At 66.9% G+C, this 19,126-nt stretch carries 15 protein-coding genes and 2 pseudogenes; 7 read left to right on the forward strand and 10 right to left on the reverse strand.

What is annotated here, in order from left to right:
- Positions 1 to 1,128 precede the first annotated feature (1,128 nt).
- Complete coding sequence (locus AC0Z2B_RS31575) at positions 1,129 to 1,404, reverse strand: DUF1652 domain-containing protein (RefSeq protein ID WP_416424191.1); 276 nt, start codon at positions 1,402 to 1,404, stop codon at positions 1,129 to 1,131.
- Between the two features lie 60 nt (positions 1,405 to 1,464).
- Here AC0Z2B_RS31575 and AC0Z2B_RS31580 point away from each other — a divergent pair, with 60 nt between their 5' ends.
- From AC0Z2B_RS31580 to AC0Z2B_RS31605, 6 genes and pseudogenes are all read left to right on the forward strand, one after another.
- Positions 1,465 to 1,626 (forward strand): hypothetical protein, encoded by a 162-nt coding sequence (locus AC0Z2B_RS31580; RefSeq protein ID WP_476302002.1) that lies wholly within the window; start codon positions 1,465 to 1,467, stop codon positions 1,624 to 1,626.
- A gap of 178 nt (positions 1,627 to 1,804) precedes the next feature.
- Positions 1,805 to 2,560 (forward strand): annotated as a pseudogene (locus tag AC0Z2B_RS31585) (MCP four helix bundle domain-containing protein); the annotation flags it as partial.
- Positions 2,552 to 3,415: a methyl-accepting chemotaxis protein gene (locus AC0Z2B_RS31590; RefSeq protein ID WP_476302020.1), complete on the forward strand. Its 864-nt coding sequence runs from the start codon at positions 2,552 to 2,554 to the stop codon at positions 3,413 to 3,415. The pseudogene AC0Z2B_RS31585 and the gene AC0Z2B_RS31590, both read left to right, overlap by 9 nt.
- 69 nt (positions 3,416 to 3,484) lie before the next feature.
- Entirely contained in the window at positions 3,485 to 4,666 is a 1,182-nt protein-coding gene (locus tag AC0Z2B_RS31595) for a pyridoxal phosphate-dependent aminotransferase (RefSeq protein ID WP_476302003.1), read from the forward strand.
- A gap of 248 nt (positions 4,667 to 4,914) precedes the next feature.
- Positions 4,915 to 5,133, forward strand: a pseudogene (locus AC0Z2B_RS31600) (SAM-dependent methyltransferase); the annotation flags it as partial.
- A gap of 551 nt (positions 5,134 to 5,684) precedes the next feature.
- On the forward strand, positions 5,685 to 6,431 hold the full coding sequence (locus AC0Z2B_RS31605) for a hypothetical protein (protein ID WP_476302004.1): 747 nt from the start codon (positions 5,685 to 5,687) through the stop codon (positions 6,429 to 6,431).
- A gap of 14 nt (positions 6,432 to 6,445) precedes the next feature.
- Here the strand turns inward: AC0Z2B_RS31605 and AC0Z2B_RS31610 are convergent, their stop codons facing one another.
- On the reverse strand, positions 6,446 to 6,727 hold the full coding sequence (locus AC0Z2B_RS31610) for a YkgJ family cysteine cluster protein (protein ID WP_473006856.1): 282 nt from the start codon (positions 6,725 to 6,727) through the stop codon (positions 6,446 to 6,448).
- A gap of 212 nt (positions 6,728 to 6,939) precedes the next feature.
- Here AC0Z2B_RS31610 and AC0Z2B_RS31615 point away from each other — a divergent pair, with 212 nt between their 5' ends.
- The gene (locus AC0Z2B_RS31615) at positions 6,940 to 7,671 is read left to right on the forward strand and encodes a hypothetical protein (RefSeq protein ID WP_476302006.1); all 732 of its coding nucleotides are present in this window, start codon (positions 6,940 to 6,942) and stop codon (positions 7,669 to 7,671) included.
- A 126-nt stretch (positions 7,672 to 7,797) separates the two neighbouring features.
- On the opposite strand, the gene AC0Z2B_RS31620 is transcribed toward AC0Z2B_RS31615, so the two are convergent.
- The 8 genes from AC0Z2B_RS31620 to thiM all read right to left on the reverse strand — a co-directional run bounded on the left by AC0Z2B_RS31620 (position 7,798) and on the right by thiM (position 18,816).
- On the reverse strand, positions 7,798 to 8,796 hold the full coding sequence (locus AC0Z2B_RS31620; protein WP_476302008.1) for a nucleoside hydrolase: 999 nt from the start codon (positions 8,794 to 8,796) through the stop codon (positions 7,798 to 7,800).
- A gap of 106 nt (positions 8,797 to 8,902) precedes the next feature.
- Complete coding sequence (locus tag AC0Z2B_RS31625) at positions 8,903 to 9,901, reverse strand: PstS family phosphate ABC transporter substrate-binding protein (RefSeq protein ID WP_476302010.1); 999 nt, start codon at positions 9,899 to 9,901, stop codon at positions 8,903 to 8,905.
- Positions 9,898 to 10,929 (reverse strand): PstS family phosphate ABC transporter substrate-binding protein, encoded by a 1,032-nt coding sequence (locus AC0Z2B_RS31630; RefSeq protein WP_476302012.1) that lies wholly within the window; start codon positions 10,927 to 10,929, stop codon positions 9,898 to 9,900. The genes AC0Z2B_RS31625 and AC0Z2B_RS31630 overlap by 4 nt, the downstream gene beginning before the upstream one ends.
- Before the next feature lie 15 nt (positions 10,930 to 10,944).
- A complete protein-coding gene (locus AC0Z2B_RS31635) occupies positions 10,945 to 13,035 on the reverse strand; it encodes a TonB-dependent siderophore receptor (RefSeq protein ID WP_476302022.1) in 2,091 nt (696 codons plus the stop codon).
- A 744-nt stretch (positions 13,036 to 13,779) separates the two neighbouring features.
- Positions 13,780 to 16,185, reverse strand: a complete 2,406-nt coding sequence (locus tag AC0Z2B_RS31640) for a TonB-dependent siderophore receptor (protein WP_476302013.1) — start codon at positions 16,183 to 16,185, stop codon at positions 13,780 to 13,782.
- A 68-nt stretch (positions 16,186 to 16,253) separates the two neighbouring features.
- Positions 16,254 to 17,261 carry a FecR family protein gene (locus AC0Z2B_RS31645; protein WP_476302015.1) on the reverse strand — a complete coding sequence of 336 codons (1,008 nt, stop codon included), beginning with the start codon at positions 17,259 to 17,261 and terminating at the stop codon, positions 16,254 to 16,256.
- Entirely contained in the window at positions 17,258 to 17,812 is a 555-nt protein-coding gene (locus tag AC0Z2B_RS31650) for an RNA polymerase sigma factor (protein ID WP_476302016.1), read from the reverse strand. The genes AC0Z2B_RS31645 and AC0Z2B_RS31650 overlap by 4 nt, the downstream gene beginning before the upstream one ends.
- 149 nt (positions 17,813 to 17,961) lie before the next feature.
- The gene (gene thiM / locus AC0Z2B_RS31655; RefSeq protein ID WP_476302018.1) at positions 17,962 to 18,816 is read right to left on the reverse strand and encodes a hydroxyethylthiazole kinase; all 855 of its coding nucleotides are present in this window, start codon (positions 18,814 to 18,816) and stop codon (positions 17,962 to 17,964) included.
- Positions 18,817 to 19,126 lie beyond the last annotated feature (310 nt).

Consider the following 19,126-nt stretch of genomic DNA (forward strand, 5'->3'; position numbering starts at 1 on the left):
GATGTTCGAGGTAGGCTCGTTCAACTGTTCGGGCTTATAGCCAGAGCGGAGAGGTGAATGGCGGTTCTGCTGCTACACGTGCTTATCAACACTGCTGCTGAACAACCTGCCATTCACCGCTCTCACCCCGGATTCTATTCCTTCTTCTAGACACAAGCTGCCGAAGGCTGCGTCCGGCGGCGGTCCTGCGTTGCTCCAGGACGCGGCCTTCAGCCGCTGCTACAGGTGCGGTGCGCGCAGGATTTCGCGTAGCAGCAACCGTGTTGAAATGGCGTCGCGCCGTACGTGGTAGGAGCCGGCCTTGGCCGCGATGCAGGCGACGCGGTCCATGGGGTATCCGCATTCGCGTAGCAGCTGCCGAAGGCTGCGTCCGGCGGCGGTTCTGCGTTGCTCCAGGACGCGGCCTGGCGGCCGCTGCTACGGGTGCGATGTGCGCAGGATTTCGCGTAGCAGCAACCGTCTTGAAATGGCGTCGCGCCGTACGTGGTAGGAGCCGGCCTTGGCCGCGATGCAGGCGACGCGGTCCTGGGGTATCCGCATTCGCGTAGCAGCTGCCGAAGGCTGCGTCCGGCGGCGGTCCTGCGTTGCTCCAGGACGCGGCCTACAGCCGCTGCTACAGGTGCGATGTGCGCAGGATTTCGCGTAGCAGCAACCGTCTTGAAATGGCGTCGTCTGCATCGCGACTAAAGTCGGCTCCTACGCCGTACGTGGTAGGAGCCGGCCTGGGCCGCGATGCAGGCGACGCGGTCCATGGGGTATCCGCCTTCGCGTAGCAGCTGCCGAAGGCTGCGTCCGGCGGCGGTTCTGCGTTGCTCCAGGACGCGGCCTGGCGGCCGCTGCTACAGGTGCGGTGCGCGCAGGATTTCGCGTAGCAGCAACCGTGTTGAAATGGCGTCGTCTGCATCGCGACTAAAGTCGGCTCCTACACTGTTCGTGGTAGGAGCCGGCCTTGGCCGCGATGCCGGCGACGCGGTCCATGGGGTATCCGCCTTCGCGTAGCAGCTGCCGAAGGCTGCGTCCCGCGGCGGTCCTGCGTTGCTCCAGGACGTGGCCTGGCGGCCGCTGCTACAGGAGCGAGCATAAAAAAACCGATGCCATGGCATCGGTTTTTTGTGGGGCAGGGGACCTTCAGCCAAACGCCGACAACGAATGCGGCGGCACGAACGCCTCCAGCTCCGCTTCCACCGCCTCGATGATGCGCTCCACATCGGCGGCGTTCATTACCGTGGCGCAGGGGATACCGGCAATGGCGATCAAGGTCTCGCCACTGGCCCGGTCAAAAAGTCGTGCCACCATGCTGCTGGGCGCGTCCATGCTGCCCTCGAACCCCATGGGGTGGAAGTGCCAACGCATGACCTGGCAGGCGTTGGGAAAGGTCATCTTGTTCATATGCCACCTCTGCATCGTGCAGCCTGGCCGGTGCGCCGGAATTCTTCAAGCGGCGTGCTGTCACCGGCGTGTTTCGTGACTGTAAAAGTAGCATTGCGACGCGTTGTTAAGGAGGGTTTTTTAAATAAAACTCAGCCGCAAGTCGTGTTTTTTGATGCAGGTCATAAAACCGCCGACCAATGGGGTGGTATTAATGTGCCATATATCCTGGCGCAAACGTTTCACCTAAAAGACTAACTGTCTGGTTAATGAAATTTTCAATTATTTCGAGTAACCGCCTCATTTTTCTAAAGTTCTGCCGATATCTCTGATAGGGCACGCGACTGTTTGGCGCGCGAGCCTGTTGCGTGACTTTCCAACGCATGGACGCCGTGTCTCCCTTGCCTGCGAGAGCTACTCCATGTCCCTACGAAATATGAACATCGCCCCGCGTGCCTTTCTCGGGTTTGCCTTCATCGCGCTGCTGGTGGTGGTGCTGGGCATCTTTGCCTCCAACCGCATGGCCTTGATCCGTCAGGCCTCCATCGACATGCAGACCAACCAGCTGCCCAGCATCAGCTACCTGGGCAACGTCACCGAGGCTGTCGTGCGGCTGCGCGTGACGGCGTTCAGGTTGCTGGTGAACCGCGAGCCGGAAATGATCACCGACACCGACGCCCGCATTGCCGTGCTGGTCAATAAAGCCAAGGACGCGGCGCACAAGTATGAAGTGTTGCCGGCGGGGCCTGAAGAGTCGGCGTTGTATCATGAGTTTGCCACTACGCTGGATAACTACCTGGTCTTGCAAAGTCGCCTGCAGGACTTGTCGCATCAGAACAAACTTGAAGACATGCGCACGTTACTCAACACCGGCATCAAGGACGCCTCCGATAAAATGGGCGACCAGTTGAGCCAACTGGTCGCAATTAACCAGGCCGGTGCCAAGGCCGCCAATGAAGAAGCCGCCGCCCAGTACAGCCTGGCCAACACCTGGGTGATCATCGTCTCGGTGCTCGCCTGCCTGATGACCGTGCTGCTGGCCTGGCTGCTGACCCGCAGCATCGTCAACCCGCTGCAGGTGGCCGTGAAGGCGGCGCAGACCATTGCCGACGGCAACCTCACCCAGCCTATCCACGTGGAAGGCAGCGACGAGCCGGCGCAACTGCTCAAGGCCCTGGGCCAGATGCAGGCTAACCTGCGCCAGACCATCGAGCAGATCGCCGGCTCCGCCACCCAGCTGGCCTCGGCGGCGGAAGAGCTGAGCGCGGTGACCGAGGAAGCCTCCAAGGGCTTGCTGGCACAGAACCAGGAAATCGAGCAGGCAGCCACGGCGGTCAACGAGATGACCGCGGCGGTGGAAGAGGTGGCGCGCAACGCCGTATCCACCTCCCAAGCCTCGCAGGAGTCGAACCAGGTGGCGCTGCAAGGCCGCGACCGCGTGGGCGAGACCGTCGGCGCCATCCAGCACATGACCCAGGACGTGCAGCAGACCTCGGTGCTGATCGAAGGCCTGGCGGCCCAGGGCCGTGACATTGGCCAGGTGCTGGACGTGATTCGCGCGATTGCTGAACAGACCAACCTGTTGGCGTTGAACGCCGCCATCGAGGCGGCGCGCGCTGGGGAAGCGGGCCGTGGTTTCGCCGTGGTGGCCGATGAAGTGCGGGCCCTGGCCCATCGCACCCAGCAGTCCACTCGCGAGATCGAGCAGATGGTCAGCGGCATTCAGACCGGCACCGGCGAAGCGGTGCAGTCGATGCAGCAGAGCAGCCAGCGCAGCCAGTCGACCCTGGACATGGCGCGCCAGGCCGGCACGGCGTTGCAGCAGATCACCGAGTCGATCTCGCTGATCAACGAGCGCAACCTGGTGATCGCCAGCGCCTCGGAAGAGCAGGCCCAGGTGGCCCGCGAAGTGGACCGCAACCTGGTCAACATTCGCGACCTGGCCAACCAGTCTGCCGCCGGCGCGCACCAGACCAGCGCCGCCAGCCACGAGCTGTCGCGCCTGGCTGTGGGCCTCAGCGGCATGGTCGCGCGGTTCGTGATCTAACCAATGATGTAACTGCGCCCGCAGTGGTGGTAGGGTCAGGGGCCGCAAGCCTGCATAAGGGAAATGTGCATGCGCTATTCCGCCCTGACCCAACGTATCGCCGGTGACGGCGCCGCCGCCTGGAACATCCATTACCGCGCCCTGCGCCTGATCGAACAGGGGCAGGACGTGATCCTGCTGTCGGTGGGCGACCCGGACTTCGACACCCCGGCACCGGTGGTCGAAGCCGCCGTGCAGAGCCTGCGCGCCGGCCATACCCATTATTCCGAAGTACGTGGCAACCTGGCTCTGCGCCAGGCCATCGCCCGCCACCATGGCCAGTGCAGCGGCCGCGCCGTCGATGCCGACGAGGTGGTGGTGCTGCCGGGCGCCCAGTGCGCGGTGTTCAGCGTGGCGCAATGCCTGTTGGAGGCCGGCGACGAGGTGCTGGTGGCCGAGCCCATGTACGTCACCTACGAAGCCGTGTTCGGCGCCTGTGGTGCGCGGGTGGTGCCGGTGCCGCTGCGGCCTGAGCATGGCTTTGCCCTGCAGCCTGCCGACCTTGCCGCACGCATCGGCCCGCGCACCCGCGCGGTGATGCTCAACAGCCCCCACAACCCCACGGGCACCCGCCTGTCGCGCGCCACCTGGCAGGCCGTGGCACAGCTGTGCATCGCCCACGACCTGTGGCTGATCAGCGACGAGGTCTACAGCGAGCTGCTGTATGAGGGTGAACACATCAGCCCGGCGAGCCTGCCGGGCATGGCGGCGCGTACCGCCACCCTCAACAGCCTGTCCAAGTCCCACGCCATGAGCGGCTGGCGGGTCGGCTGGGTAGTGGCGCCGCCGGAGCTGGCCGGCCACCTGGGCAACCTGGCGCTGTGCATGCTCTACGGGCTGCCGGACTTCGTCCAGCACGCCGCCCAGGTCGCCATCGAGGCGCCGTTGCCGGAAGTGGCGGCCATGCGCGACACCTACCGCCAGCGCCGCGACCGGGTGTGCGCGGCGCTGGAAGACTGCCCCGGCGTGCGCGCGGTGAAGCCCGATGGCGGCATGTTCGTGATGGTCGACATCCGTGAGACCGGCCTCAGCGCCCAGGCCTTCGCCGACCGCCTGCTGGACCACCATGGCGTGTCGGTGCTGGCCGGCGAGGCCTTCGGCCCCAGTGCCGCCGGCCACGTGCGCGTGGGCCTTGTGCAGAGCGCCGACCGCCTGGAAGAAGCCTGCCGCCGCATCGCTCGCTGCGCAGTGCAGGTGCTGGAAGCCCGTTAGCGGCTTGTCACCAACCTTGTAGCCGCTGCCGCCAGGCTGCGCTGGCCGAGATGTGCGCTGGAGATCTCCAGGAGCCCCATGGCCAGCGCAGCCTCCGGCAGCGGCTACGGGAATGGCGTGGGTTTGGATACTCCTTGAAGCAACCCGTGCAATGAATGCCCTGGGCAAGCGGTGCTATCTTGGGCGCCCTACAAGGAGCCCCTGTCATGACGACCCCCGACTGCCGCGCCACGCCGGTGCTGCTCGAGGAGGCCATCGTCTATGAAGGCGATGCCCCGGCCATGGCGGCTCCTTCCTATTGGCACATCCACACCCTGGGCGAGATCTTCACCGCGCTGATTCGGGCAGGCCTGCAGCTTCGCCATTTCCAGGAATACCCCCATTCCAACCGGGAAGAGGCCTACGACCAATACGAAAATCGTGCCGCGCAGCTACCCATGTGTTTCACCGCAGTAGCACTTCGTTGACGGATATTTGGCGGGTAGCTCATTTCTAGTTTTTATCCATTCCAAGTCGACGACTGGCATGACAATTTCTTCATCTTCGTTAGGTCCAAGTGATAACGACTGCTAGTCTCACTTCAACGCCGCAGGTTGCGCCTTTAAAGGTGCGCCGCGGCACCAAGGATGAACACTGTGAAGCGGCGGTCAGCCGGCAGGCCGGTAGGGAGCTCCCTGGCGTGCCGGGCGGCCGCGAAGTGCTTCAGCGCGACCTGGGCGTGATCAGTACCAGGTCAGGGACGAGCCCACTCGTGTCTTGCCACCAGAGCAGCCGTAACCGCACAACGAGCCGGGTTTAGCTTGTCTGCCGATTCGCCTCGCCTGCCATAGAGGCCTGAGCTCAAGGATCAATCGACACTGCCCGGCCGTAGGTGGGAGCGCCCACCTCGATGCACTGTCCTGTATATGCCCGCTGGATGAACCTGCCTTGACGCACTGCCCCTGGGACGGCACGCGGCTGGGCGCGCGACTGGCGGCTTCTAACAACCTTGGGTCAAAAGAGCGTTGGGGAGATGGACATGCAATACACCTATTTCAGTGACGAACAGATCAAGGCATTGACGCAAACCATTGATCAACAGGGGTACGCGGTGCTGCCGAACTGGGCGAGCCCCGAGGAGCTGGAGGAAATACGCGGGCTGGTCACCCGCTCGGTGGCCGCGGCGGGCAACAGCTATGTGGCCCTGACCGGGCAGCAGGCGGTGCTGGGCTCGACGCTGTATGACTGGGGGCGTTCACCGGTGATGCTCGACCTGTGCAAGCGCGTGGTCACCCAGGCCACTGGCCGTGCCGCCAACGACGACGGCCTGCACCAGGTGTTGCGCTGCCTGGTGGGGGACAGCGGCCGGCGCGAATCGATGATCTTCCATTACGATTCCTACGTCCTCACCACCATCATGCCGGTGTGCCTGCCCGAAGGCGCCAAGGGCGACCTGCTGATGTTGCCCAGCAAGCGGCCGTTGCGCGAGACCTACGCCATGAACCTGCTGGACAAGCTGAAGATCGACAACCGCTGGAGCCAGCGCTACCTGATCAACGCGTACCAGAAGGACAACAAGCGCTTTACCCAGGTGGCCATGGAGCCGGGGAACATGTACCTGTTCTGGGGCTACCGCTCGCTGCACACCAACCTGCCGGCCGACCCCAACGGTATCCGCGCCACGGCGGTGTTCCATTACGACAACCTGCACGGGGCCAGTTCGCTGGTGGGGCGCATTCGCTCGTCCCTGGGCCACGTGCGGCCGCGCCCACGGGCGATGGTCTGAGGCGGGCGGGGTGTTCAGGGCACCTGGCGTTCTTCCAGGCAGTCACTGCCGCCCATTTCGAACTCCCGGCAAATCAGTGGGCGTACGCGGTAGATGCTGCAACTCATGGTGCGGCGGTCCAGGGCCGCGCACCAGCCGTCATCCAGGCGTGCCATGGTCTGCGAGCCCCAGTCATCGGTGGCGATGAAGCGCTCGGGCACGCCGGTGTCGGTGATCAGCATCACCTCCAGGCGGCAGCACTTGGCGGCGCAGGTGTCGCACGTGGCAGTGGGGTCGAGGACCGGCAGCGTCTGCAGCGGTATCAAGGGCTTCATCCTGGAGGGCGTGAACGCAGAGGGTACCGGGTCTGCGGGCAATCACAAAGCGCTGCGGATGACAGCGCCGTGAATCCCGACCAATTGCTGGGTGATGGCGGCCTCTTGTCGGGTTTTGCCGGTGGATCGCACTTTTTGCCGATTTGGCCCTCTATACCTGCCACCGCCGTCGCCAGGACACCCTGCCCAGCCCGATGATTTCGATGTTTTCCGCCTTGCCTCGTTTGTTGGCGTTGTTGGCCTGCCTGCTTGCCGTGCAAGGGTGCAGCCGCCAGACCGGCCAGGACATTGCCACGCAGATCGGCAATGGCAAGCCCGACGAGTTCTTCCAGACCAGCGTCGACCGCATGGCCACCCTGGCCATGCACGACAACCTGCAGAGCCTGTACCTGCTGATGAACAAGCTGTACTTGCGCAACCCCGCGCAGTGGAAGCGCTCCGGCTTCCTCGATGCCGCCACTGCCGAGCGCCAGGTGCGCCAGGCCATCGAACAGCAGCAGCCGCTGCCGCAACTGGGCGGGCGCAAGGACCTGGCGGCGTTGAGCTACGCCATGAGCCCGGAGTTCCTTGGTGACCGCGTAGGCGCGTTCATCTACGCCATTGGCAGCATGCTGGTGACCGCCCACGGCAACCGCCTGGCGTTCTACATGACCGACAGCCTCAACCCGCGGTTCATCAACAACGCTGCGCGCAACATCGAAAAGGCCACCTGGCTGCTCGGCCAGCGCCAGGACGCCCAGGGCGAGCCGTTGCTGTTCTCCAACGCGATTTCCGAGGAAGGCAGCAACCTGAGCTTCGCCACCGAATTCGGCAAGATCGTCGCGCGCCTGGACCTGGTGGCGCAGATGCTGGATGAACGATATAGACGGATAGGTCTGAATTACGCCCAGAGCCTGTTGTTCCTGAATTTCCTACCGGTGCAGTAGCAGCTGCCGAAGGCTGCGTCCGGCCGCGCTACGGTTCTTGCCGGTAAACCGCGGCGCCTGGGGACGCGGCCTTGCGGCCGCTGCTACAAGGGCGGCGTCCGGCCCCGGCGCGTTCCGGGTTATGGCTCAGGCTTCGGCGTTGATGACTTGCGCGAACTGCCGGGCGAACTGCGTTTGTGACACGCCCAGCACGATGTCGACCTTGCGCGAACCGCTGGTTTCCACCCGCAGTTGCCCACAATGGTTGTCATGCTCGTGCTCGCCCACCTCCACCGACAGGTACTGGCTGTCGACCTTGTTGGCCGTCACCGCGCCGGTCATCAGCAGGGTGGCCAGCGGGTCGAAGATCGGCACCGGCAGGTTGCCCTCGGCGTTCTCGTGGGTCTTCTTGTCGAAGATCCCGCGCACCAGGTTGGCCACCGGGTCAGTGGCGGTGATTTTGGCCTCGTAGCTGGCGTCGAGGATCACCTGGTTGCAGGCGTCCAGCGGCACCAGGGTCAGCGGCAGGTCGGACTTGAGCAGGCGGTCGGTGGCCAGCGGGTCGACGAACACGTTCCATTCGGCGTAGTGGTTGCTGCTGTAGCGGCTGCCCTGGTCCCAGGCGGGCAGGGCGCCGTTCAGGGCGGCGACGTTGCCGTCCACGTACACGGCGCCGGCCATGGCATGGATGCGTTCGATCTTGGCCAGGTCGCTGGCGGCGGGTTTGAGGTCCAGCAGCTTGGCGAAGTTGGTGAAGCCGCCCAGGGACAGGATGGTGACCTTGCCCGTGGCGCTCTTGAGCGTGTCATGCAGGAACTCCCACGCGGGTTTCGGCGACAGGGTTGGCAGTTCCTTGGGATTGAGGCTGCCCAGCAGGCCCATGATGTCGTTCATGTCGTTCTTGAACAGCTGCGGAAATACATTGTTCAGGGCCAGCGGCACGTCGGTGCCACGGGCCACCGGCACGTGGCTGTGGTTGCCGATGCCCAGCAGGTGCTGGGCGATGATGGCGCCCCAGCCCAGGTCGGTTTCGCCGCATCCGGTGACCGTAAGGCCGATGATCTCGACGTTGGGGTCTTTCATCAGGTAGGCGATCGACAGCACGTCGTCCCAGCCCATGTCCGAATCAATGATGACCTTTTTCATGCTGTTCTTCCTTGATGGTGGGGTAAAGATTCCCAGTGTAAGTGGGCAGTGGCCATCCCGCACCTACCGTAGCCGCAGCCTGGCGGCAGCGGCTACGGGATTGTGGCTACAGTTCCCGCAGTTTTTGCCGCTCGCGCGCCAGGTCGGCAGCGCTCAACGGCACGTAGCCTTCGGCGCTGGCCGTTTGTGCGCGCACCAGGGCCTGGCCTTCGTCGCTCAGGGCCATCTGCAGGTAGGCCTTGATGAACGGCGCCGGGGCGTTGCCGACGAACAGGTGCAAGTACGACGACAGCGGGTAGGCGCCTGCGGCCACGTCTGCCAGCGCCGGGCCATGGGCGGCTTCGCCGGCCTTGCTGGCCAGGGGCACGATGCGCAGGCCGGGGGCCAGCTTGGTGCCGTTGGCCCAGCCGGTCAGGCCGATGCCATGGCTGTCACTGGCTACGGCCTTGAGCACCGCGCCGACGCTGTCCAGCGCCTCGTAATGGGGGCTGAAGGGCCGGCCGCCGAAGCGGCCCATGCGCTGGTTGGTGGCGAACCCGCCGTCGTCGCGCAGGCCGTACACGTGGATGCGCCGCAGCGCCCACTCGCCGGTCAGGCCCAGCTGCCCCCAGGTATTGATGTCGCCACCCGGCTGGCCGGCGGTGGCCAGCTTCGCCAGTTGCTCCACGGTCAGCTGCTTGAGCGGGTTGTCGGGGTGCACGTACACCGCCGGCGGGGTCTTGCCGTTGGTGCGCGGGCCGTGGCCCGAATAGCCGATGCGAATGTCCAGCGGCGCCTGGCCGAACACCTGTTCATAACCGTGCAGGTCGCCCAGCCACGGCTCGCGGGACAGCGGCGCAATGGCGGTGGCACCGGCGGTCAGCGCCGGCAGCCCCACCGAGGACCCCTTGGCGGTGACGGCGAAGCGGAAGCCGGGGTGCTGGCGGATGAACAACGCGTTCAACTGCTCGATCAGCGGCTGCATGCCGTCGTTGCCGATGATGGCGATGGCGCCGTCGGCCGTCAGGTAGCTGGCGTTGGCGGGCGGTTGCAGGGTGTCGGCCTGGGCCCAGCCCAGGTGCAGGCACAGGCCCAGGCAGGCCGCGCGTTTGAGGAAAGTGATCATAGCGGGGCAACCTCGTCGAGTTTGGCCAGTTCGGCCTGGGCTTGGGCGGCGCTCAAGGGGAAATAGCCCTTGGGCTGGTCGGCGATGATCTGCTGGCCCTGGCGCGACAGCACGAAGCGCAGGTACTCGCGCACCACCGGGTCCACGGCCTTGCCGGGCTCGCGGCGCAGGTACAGGTACAGGAAGCGGCCATAGGGGTAGCGGCCGTCGCGCACCTGGGCCTCGGTGCCGGTGGTCAGCTGGCCCTGGCCGTCGCGGATCGGCAGCGCCTTGATCTGCGCGTTGTCCAGGCCGATGGCCGCCACCGCCAGCCCGGCCGGGTCGGCGGCCAGGCGCGCGAGGATGGCCTCGGTGTTGCCGTAGGCTTCGTAGCTGGGCGCCAGCGCGCGGCCGTGCAGGTGGTTGCTTTGCATATAGGTGCCGAAACCGGTGAACTCCGGGGTGCCGTAGGGGTGGATGCGCCGCTCGCGCCATTCACCCTTGAGGCCCAACTGCCCCCAGGTGGACAGGTCGCCCTCGGGGTTACCGAGGCTCAAGGTGCGGCGCACCTCATCGGCGCTGACCTGGGCCAGCGGGTTGGCGCGGTTGACGTACACCGCCAACGAGGTGGCCAGGTGCTGGGAGGTGTCGTTGGCGGCCAGGGCGATGCGGATCTCCAGTGGCGCGGCGCCGACGATCTTGCGGTACGCCTTGATCTCCAGCGGGTTGATCTCGCGGCCCATGGCGCCGAACAGGGTGACGCCGTGGGTCAGCAACGGCACGGCGCTGGTGGTGCCCTTGGACTCGTCCTGGAAGCGCCAGCCGGGGTGTTGTTGCATCAGGGCTGCGTTGAAGCGCTCGACAATGTAGCGCACGTGCTCGGCACCGCCGATGCGGATGGCACCGTCGGCGGCCAGGTACGAGGCGTGGGCAGGCGGCTGCACCGCCTGGGCGGTGTAGGGCGGCAGTTGCGGGTCGACGGCGGCGTGGGCCGGCAGCGCCAGCCACGCGGCGCTGGCGAGGGCCAGCGCGCGGGTGATCAGGTTCATGGTCAGTCCTTGGGGTTAGAAGGCGAGGGTGGCCTTGGCGATGACCTGGCGTGGTTCGCCGATGACGATGGCCGGCGAGCCCAGGCCGCTGCTGGAGACGTAGTAGGTCTCGTCGAACAGGTTCTTGACGTTCAGCTGCAGGGTCAGGTCCTTGTGGTCGAGCTTCATCTTGTAGGCCACGAAGGCGTCGGCGACCTTGGCCGAGGGCAGCCAGTATTCGGTGCCGGTGCCGTCGTTGGCGCCCCACTTGCTCATGTAGCGGCCGCCTGCGCCTACGCGCAGGTCGCCGATGCCGACGTGGCCGAAGTCGCGGGTCAGGTACAGGGCCGCGGTGTTTTTCGACACGCCGTCCAGCGGCGTGCCCTGCAGGATCGGGTCCTTGGTCCATTCGGTGTCGGTGTAGGCGTAGCTGCCGGTCAGGCTCCAGAACTCGTTGAGCTGGCCGCTGACGTCCAGTTCCACGCCGCGCGAGCGTGCTTCACCACCCAGCCGGGTGCAGGTCTCGGTGCCGCAGGTGGCGCTGGTCTGCACGTTCTTCTTGGTGATGGTGAACGCAGCCAGGCTGGCGGTGAGGTAGTCGTTCTGGAACTTGGTGCCGATCTCGTAGGCCTTGGCCTCTTCCGGCGCCAGGTCACCGATGACCGTGGCAATGGAGGTGTTGGGGCGGAACGACTCGGTGTAGCTGCCGTACACCGACCAGTCCGGCTGGATCATATACACCAGGCCCAGGCGCGGCACCGCCTTGCTGCGGTCGACGTCGGCGCCGACCACGAAGGGGCGGCCCTTGCCGGTCAGCTCGGTGAACGACTCATAGCGCAGGCCCGCCTGCAGAATCCACTTGTCGGTCAGGTGAATGGCGTCCTGCACGAACAGTGCATGGGTGTGCAGCAGGTCGGTCTGGTCGCTGTTGGCGGCGCTGACGCGGCTGGGCACCGGCACCTGGCCGTAGACCGGGTCGTTGTAGTTGAAGCCGGTGTCGTTGACGTTGCGGATCAGGTCGCCCAGGGTGCGGTCGTTGTGCATGTAGTCTACCCCCACCAACAGTTCGTGGCGCATGCCGGCGAACTGCAGGTCGCCCAGGGCGCTGACGGTGGCGGTGTGGGCCACTTGCAGGGCGTCGCGGGTGGCGTCGCCGCGGCGGGTGACCTGACCGGTGGTGAAGTTGGCCGAGATGTAGCGCGACTGGTGGTCGTTGTAGTAGTTGCGGCTGTAGCCGTAGCCGGCCTTCAGGGTCCAGTCGTCGTTGAGGCGGTGCTCGGCGGTCAGGTTGAACGCGTCGGAGCGGCCGGTGGTGATGTTGAAATGCTCGTCCAGGCGGCGCGTGCGGGGAATGTCCAGGACCTTGCCGGTGGTGGTGTTGATCTGCGTGCCGCGGTCGAAGGGCACGCTGTATTCCATGTGCTCGTAGGCGGCGGTGATGGTGGTGTCGTCGCCGAACCACGACAGCGACGGCGCGATGACCTCCTGGTCGGTGCTGCCGAAGTTGCGCCAGTAGTCGGTCTGCTGCTTGTCGTAGATCAAGCGGTAGGCCAGGCCGGTGTCGCCCACGGGGCCGGTCGTGTCGAGCTGGCCGCCACCGCCGCCGAAGCTGGTGCCCCAGCCCGACACGCTGGTGGCCTGGGTGAGTTGCGGTTTCTTGGTGACCACGTTGATCACCCCGCCCGGGTCCTGCACGCCGTAGAGCATCGACGCCGGGCCCTTGAGCACCTCGACGCGCTCGGTGGTGGGGGTGAAGTTGCGCGCCTGCACCGATTGCATGCCGTCGCGCATGATCGAGTTGTCGCGGTTGGTGCCAAAGCCACGCTTGATGATCGCGTCCTGGGTGCCGCCCAGGGTGTTGCCCTGCTTGACGCCGCTGACCGCGTTGATGGCTTCGTCGAGGCTCTGGGGCGCGCGGTCTTCGATGACGCGGTGGGTGACGACGTTGACCGAGGCGGGCACTTCGATCAGCGGGGTCTCGGTGCGGGTGGCCACGGTGGAGGCCACGGCCTGGTAGCTGACCTGGCTTTTTTCGGTGGTGGTGGGGGCCACGGCGGTGCTGTCGATGTTGGTGGCGCCCAGCTCCACGCTGTCGGCGGCCCACAGGGGCTGCGCCAGGCTGAGCATCAACACGCCGCTGGCGCAGGCGCTGCGGTAACGAAGGGTAGGGGTGGAGCCGCTGGGGGTGAAGGAGGCGGTCATGCGGGTGCTCTGCGTGAAGGGTGTGAATGGAAATGGGATTGCCTTTCATTCACAACACGGAGCTCGACGAGAAACACCTCAGTAAAAATTTGAATATTTTTTCGATTGGGCCCGGACGCGGCCTGGCGGCCGCTGCTACGGTGAGCCCGCGTAGCAGCTGCCGAAGGCGGCGTCCGGCCTTGATGCGGTATGGCTGGCGCACCGCGGCGCCTGCGGACGCGGCCTGTGGCCGCTGCTACAGGACCCGCGTAGCAGCTGCCGAAGGCGGCGTCTGGCCTTGATGCGGGATGGCTGGCGCACCGCGGCGCCTGTGGACGCGGCCTGTGGCCGCTGCTACAGGGCCCGCGTAGCAGCTGCCGAAGGCGGCGTCTGGCCTTGATGCGGTATGGCTGGCGCACTGCGGCGCCTGCGGACGCGGCCTGTGGCCGCTGCTACAGGGCCCGCGTAGCAGCTGCCGAAGGCGGCGTCTGGCCTTGATGCGGTATGGCTGGCGCACTGCGGCGCCTGCGGACGCGGCCTGTGGCCGCTGCTACAGGAGCCGCGTAGCAGCTGCCGAAGGCTGCGTCCGGCCTTGATGCGGTATGGCTGGTGCACCGCGGCGGCTGTGGACGCGGCCTTTGGCCGCTGCTACAGGGCCCGCGTAGCAGCTGCCGAAGGCTGCGTCGGGGGTCAAAACGATAAGCTTGTGGTCAGCACCACCTGCCGCGGGTCGCCCACGGCGACCACGTAATTGCTCACGGCGGAAGGGTAGTAGTGGCGGTCGAACAGGTTGTTGACGTTGAGCTGCACCCGCACCTCGTGCCCGTCCACGCGCGTGTCGTAGCGGGCGAACGCATCGGTGACGGTGTAGGCCGGCAGCTTGAAGCTGTCCTGCGGGTCGCCGGCGCGTTCGCCCACGTAGCGCGGGCCGCCGCCGATGTGCAGGCGGTCGCCGCCCAGCAGCGTGCCCAGGTCGTGGGTCAGGTACAGCGAGGCGCTCTGCCGGGGTACGTTCTGCAGCGGGTTGCCGCGCAGCTGCGGGTCGCGGGTGACCCAGGCGTCGGTGAAGGCATAGGCGGCCATCAGCTCCCAGCCAGGGGCGAGGCTGCCACTGGCCTCAAGCTCGAGGCCGCGCGACCGCACGGCGCCGGCGTTGCGGCTCACCGGCAGGTCGTTGACGGTCTCGCTCACCAGCACGTTGCGCTTGCGGATGTCGTACAGCGCGACGCTGGCCGACAGGCCGTCGGGGTGTTCGTACTTGAGGCCGGTCTCCCAGGCCCTGGCCTGCTCAGGACGGATGGTGGAGTCGATGATCTGGTCGGTGGCGGCGTTCAACGGCGCGATGCTGGAGTTGGGCTTGAACGACTCGCTGTAGCTGGCGTACCACGACCAGTCCGGGGCGAAGCGGTACACCAGGCCGGCGCTGGGCACCCAGGCGCTGCCGTTGATGTCGGTGTTGGCGTGGAACGGCCGGCCGCGCCCGGCGTACTGGTCGTAGCTGAGCAGGCGGGCGCCGAGGATGGCCAGCCACTGCTCGTTCAAGTGCACCGAATCGCGCAGGTACAGCGCGGTGGTGCGCAGCCGGTCCAGCTGCGCGCTGGAGCTGTCGGAGACACTGGTGGGCGCCACCTCCCGGCCGTACACCGGGTTCACGTAGCTGAAGGTCGCGAGGCTGTTCTGCCGCAGCAGGTCGTCACGGTAGTACAGCCGGTGCTCTTCGCTCAGGCCCACCAGCACTTCGTGTTCCAGGCCTAGCCAGGTGGGGTTGCCCGACAGCTCCAGCTCGCCCTGCTGGGCGCGGCTGACCGAGCCCAGGGTGCCGTCCATGCTGCGGGTGAGGGTGCCAGTGCTGGTGTTCACGCCGGTGATGCGCACCTGGTAGGCGTCGTAGGTTTCCTCGTTGTAGCTGTAGGCGGCGTGGGTCTGCCAGCCGTTGGCCAGCTGATGGTTGTAGCTCAGGCGCACCCGCTGCGAACGGCCGGTCATGTCGTTGAACGGCTCGTCCAGGCGCCGGGTGTAGGGAATGTCCAGCACGTGGCCGGTGTCGGGGTTGATCACCGTGCCACGGTCGAAGGGGGTGACGAAGGTGCGCTGTTCAAACGCCAGCTGCACCTCGTCGCGCTCGCCGTACCAGGCCAGCGAGGGCGCCACCAGGGTTTCCCGGTGCACGCCGTAGTTGCGCCAGTAGTCTTCGTCCTGGTGGTCGAGGATCAGCCGGTAGGCCAGGCCGCTGTCGCCCAGCGGGCCGGTGCTGTCCAGGGTCACGGCGCTGCCGTCGCGGTCGTGGGCGAAGCTTGAGGCCTTGGCCTGCAGTTCGTTGTGGGCGGTCAACTGCGGGGTCTTGCTGACCACGTTGATCACCCCGCCAGGGTCCTGGATGCCGTACAGCAGGGCGGCGGGGCCCTTGAGTACCTCGACGCTGTCGGTGGTGGCGTTGAAGTTGCGGCCCTGCACCATGGGCATGCCGTCGCGCAGGATCGAGCCGTCGCGGTTGTCGCCGAAGCCGCGTTTGACCAGGGTGTCCTGGGTGCTGCCCAGGGTGTTGCCCTGGGTCAGGCCGCTGACGTTGCGCAGGGCGTCGTCGAGGTTGCGCGGCTGCTGGTCGCGCAGCACGTCATTGTTGACGCGGCTGATGGACTGCGCCTGTTCCAGCCACGGGCCACTGCTGCGGTTGACCCTGGCGACGCTGGCGGGCTGGTAACGGGCCAGGCGCTCGCTGTCGATGTTCAACGGCTGCAGCAGGATCTGCTGGTCGTTGGCCGGTAGGCTGCTGAGCGCCAGGGTATGGGCATCGGTGCGGCGGTAGGCCAGGCCGCTGCCGGCCAGCAGCCGCGCCAGGGCCTGTTCCACGGTGAACTGGCCGTGCACGGCGGGCGCTTGCAGCTGGTAGGGCGCGTCGTCGGCGTAGACGATGTTCTGCCCGCTCAGGCGGCTAAGCGCGGCCAGGGCATCGGGCAGGGGCTGGGCGGGCAGCGTCAGGCTCAAGCGCGCTTCGGTGCCCTGGGCGGCGCCGGGGTCGGCGTGGGCCGCGGTGGGCAGGCCCAGGGGCGTCGTCAGCGCTGCTGCCAGCAAGGAAAGTCGCAACCGGCAGCGCATCGGATCAGGCTCTGGGTCAGGGGCTAAAGATGCGAATATATCTCATTATCTTTAATGTTGCATCCCTTTCAGCGAATGATCAGCGTGCCGCCTGGCAGCCGCTGCGCCGAATAGCCCAGCAGGCCCTGGAAGGCGGCGAGCATCACCTGCGGGTCGTTGCTGGTGAAATCGCCGCTGACCGGGCGCGCGCCCAGCTCGGCGTTGAGCAGCACGATGCGGCCCGGGTAGTAGCGCTGCACCACGGCCAGGGCGTCGGCCAGGGGCTGGCGACGGAAGCTGACATGGCCGTCACGCCAGCCGAACGCCTGCTGCGGGTTGACGCTCTGCAGCGCACCGGCGTGGCCTTGCTGGTAGTCGACGCGCTGGGCGGCAGTGAGCATGACCGGGTCGGTGTCGCGCTGGGGCTGCACCGCCACCTTGCCTTCTTCCACGGTGACCTGGGTGGCGGCTGCCTCGCGGCGTACCTCGAAGCGGGTGCCCACCACGCGCACTTCGCCGTCGCCGGTGTGCACCACGAACGGCTGGCCGTTGTGGCTGACGTGGAAGAACGCCGCGCCACGGCGCAGGGTCACGGCGCGGCCCTGGTCGCCGAGGGCCACGTCGATGGCGCTGTTGCCGTCCAGTTGCACTTCGCTGCCGTCGGCCAGGGTGATGCTGCGCAGCTGCCCGGGGGCGCTGTGGTAGTCGGCCTGCAGGTCATCGAGCCAGCGTTCGGGCTGCCAGGCCATGGCCAGCACGCCGGCCAGCACCACGCTGGCGGCCATGCCCAGGGCCACCCGGCGACCACGGCGGGCCGGCGCCTTGGCACGCCGCAGCAGGGCCTGCAGCACGGCGTCTTCCTCGCGGGCCAGTTGCGCAGCGCCGGGGCCGGTGAGGCGCCACAGGCGGCGCGCATCGCGGTAGGCCTCGGCGTTGGCCGGGTCGTGGCTCAGCCAGCGCTGCAGTTCCTGCTGGTCCAGCAGCGGCAGGCGGCTTTCATCCAGGCCGGGGTTGTCGGGTTCGGCCGCCAGGCGGGTGACCCACAGCAGGGCCACGTCCTCGCCGGCGTGGCGCGGTGGGGGGCTGACCACGTTCATTGTCTGGCCTTCACGGTAGGGGCGTCGACGCTACTCTTGCAGGCCTGCAAGGCGCGCATCATATGTTTTTCCACGGCGCTGGCGGAGATGTCCAGCGCGCGGGCTATTTCGCTGTAGCTCTGGCCATGGATGCGGTTGAGCAGGAACACATGGCGGGTGCGCTCGGGCAGCGCGCGCAGGGCGGCGTCCACCTGCTGCAATTCGTGGTTGGCCTGGTGGCCGTCTTCCAGCGGCGTGGGCGCGCCCACCAGTTGCTCGGGCAGCAACGCGGTCTCGCTGCGCAGGCGGCTGCGCTGGCTGCGGATATGGTCGATGGCCAGGTTACGGGCGCTGCGCATCATGTACTGGCTCATGTCCTGCACCTGCACGTCCTTGCGCCGCCACAGGCGGATGAACAGCTCCTGGCACAGGTCGGCAGCCGTGGCGCGGCAGGCCACCCAGCGGCTCAGCTGTTTTTCCACGCGCCCCTGTTGCTGCAGGAACACCTGCAGCATGTCCTGCGCGCCGGACGTGTCGTCGGCGCTGGGTTCGGGAGGTGGGGGGTTGCGCATGGGAATGGGCTGGCCGGGGAAACGCGCATGATAAGCGCTTGCAGGCACAAAGGCCATCATGGCGTAGCCGCTGCCGCAGGCTGCGCTGGCCCTGTGCCTCGCTGAAGATCTCCGGGGTTCATACCGGCCAGCGCAGCCTTCGGCAGCGGCTACAGCCGTGTGCCCTCGACCTGCGCCTTGGCGCGGATCAGCCGGGCGTCCACCAGGTCCAGGCCGTCGAGGAACGCCGGCACGAAGGAGCCCGGCCCGCGGGCCTGGCGCTCGGCGTATTCGGCAGCCAGGGCGAAGTGCACGTGGGCGGCGGCCACCGCGCAGAAGCCGTCCTGGGTAGCGGCCGCGTAGGCGGCCACCAGCGCGCCCAGTGCGCAGCCAGAGGCGGTCACCCGGGGCAGCAGGGCGCTGCCGCCGGCGATGCGCAGCAGGTAGTGGCTGATGTCGCCCTTGTCGTCCTGCACCTTGCCGACCACATGGTCTATAGGCCCGGACGCAGACACGCAGCTGGCGTGCTGCAGCAGGCTGATGGCGGCGTCGACGGCATCGGCCGGGTCGTTGGAGCTGTCGAAGCCCTTGGCGTGGCTGGCACCCAGCCCGGCCAGGCCGATGATTTCCGAGGCGTTGCCGCGGATCACCGTGGGCCGGAAGGCCAGCAGTTCGGCGGCCACGCCGCCGCGCCAGGGCAGGGCGCCGGCGCCGATGGGGTCGAGCACCCAGGGCTTGCCGATGTCGTAGGCGGCCTGCACGGCCAGGCGCATGCCTTCGACCTGGGCGCTGGTGGGGGTGCCCAGGTTGACCAGCACCGCGCCGGCGATGCTGGCGAAACCGGCGGCTTCCTCGGGGTTGTCGACCATGGCCGGCGACGCCCCGGCGGCCAGCAGCACGTTGGCCATGAAGTTGGCCGACACCACGTTGGTCAGGCACTGCACCAGCGGCCCCTGGGCGCGCAGGGCGGCGTGGGCGCTGATGATGGTTTCGACGGTCGGGGCCTGGCGGGCGATGGGCAGCATGGTGGGCAGTTCCGGTAAGGCGGGAAAACGCCAAAATACCTGTTTGCAGCCGTCCTGTCGCCCAGCCTGTCCAAGCTCCGCCCGGACGCCGCGTGTCCCCCGTAGCAGCTGCCGAAGGCTGCGTCCGCATACGACACGGACCGCAGGTGCGCCGGGACGCGGCCTGCGGCCGCTGCTACAGAGGCGTAGCCGCCAGAAGTAACTGTCTTGAAATCGCGTCGCCTGCATCGCGACTAAAGTCGGCTCCTACCCCGTGCGTGGTAGGAGCTGGCCTTGGCCGCGATGCAGGCGACGCGATTTATGTGGTATA

Source organism: Pseudomonas sp. GYB4201 (genome assembly GCF_056312595.1).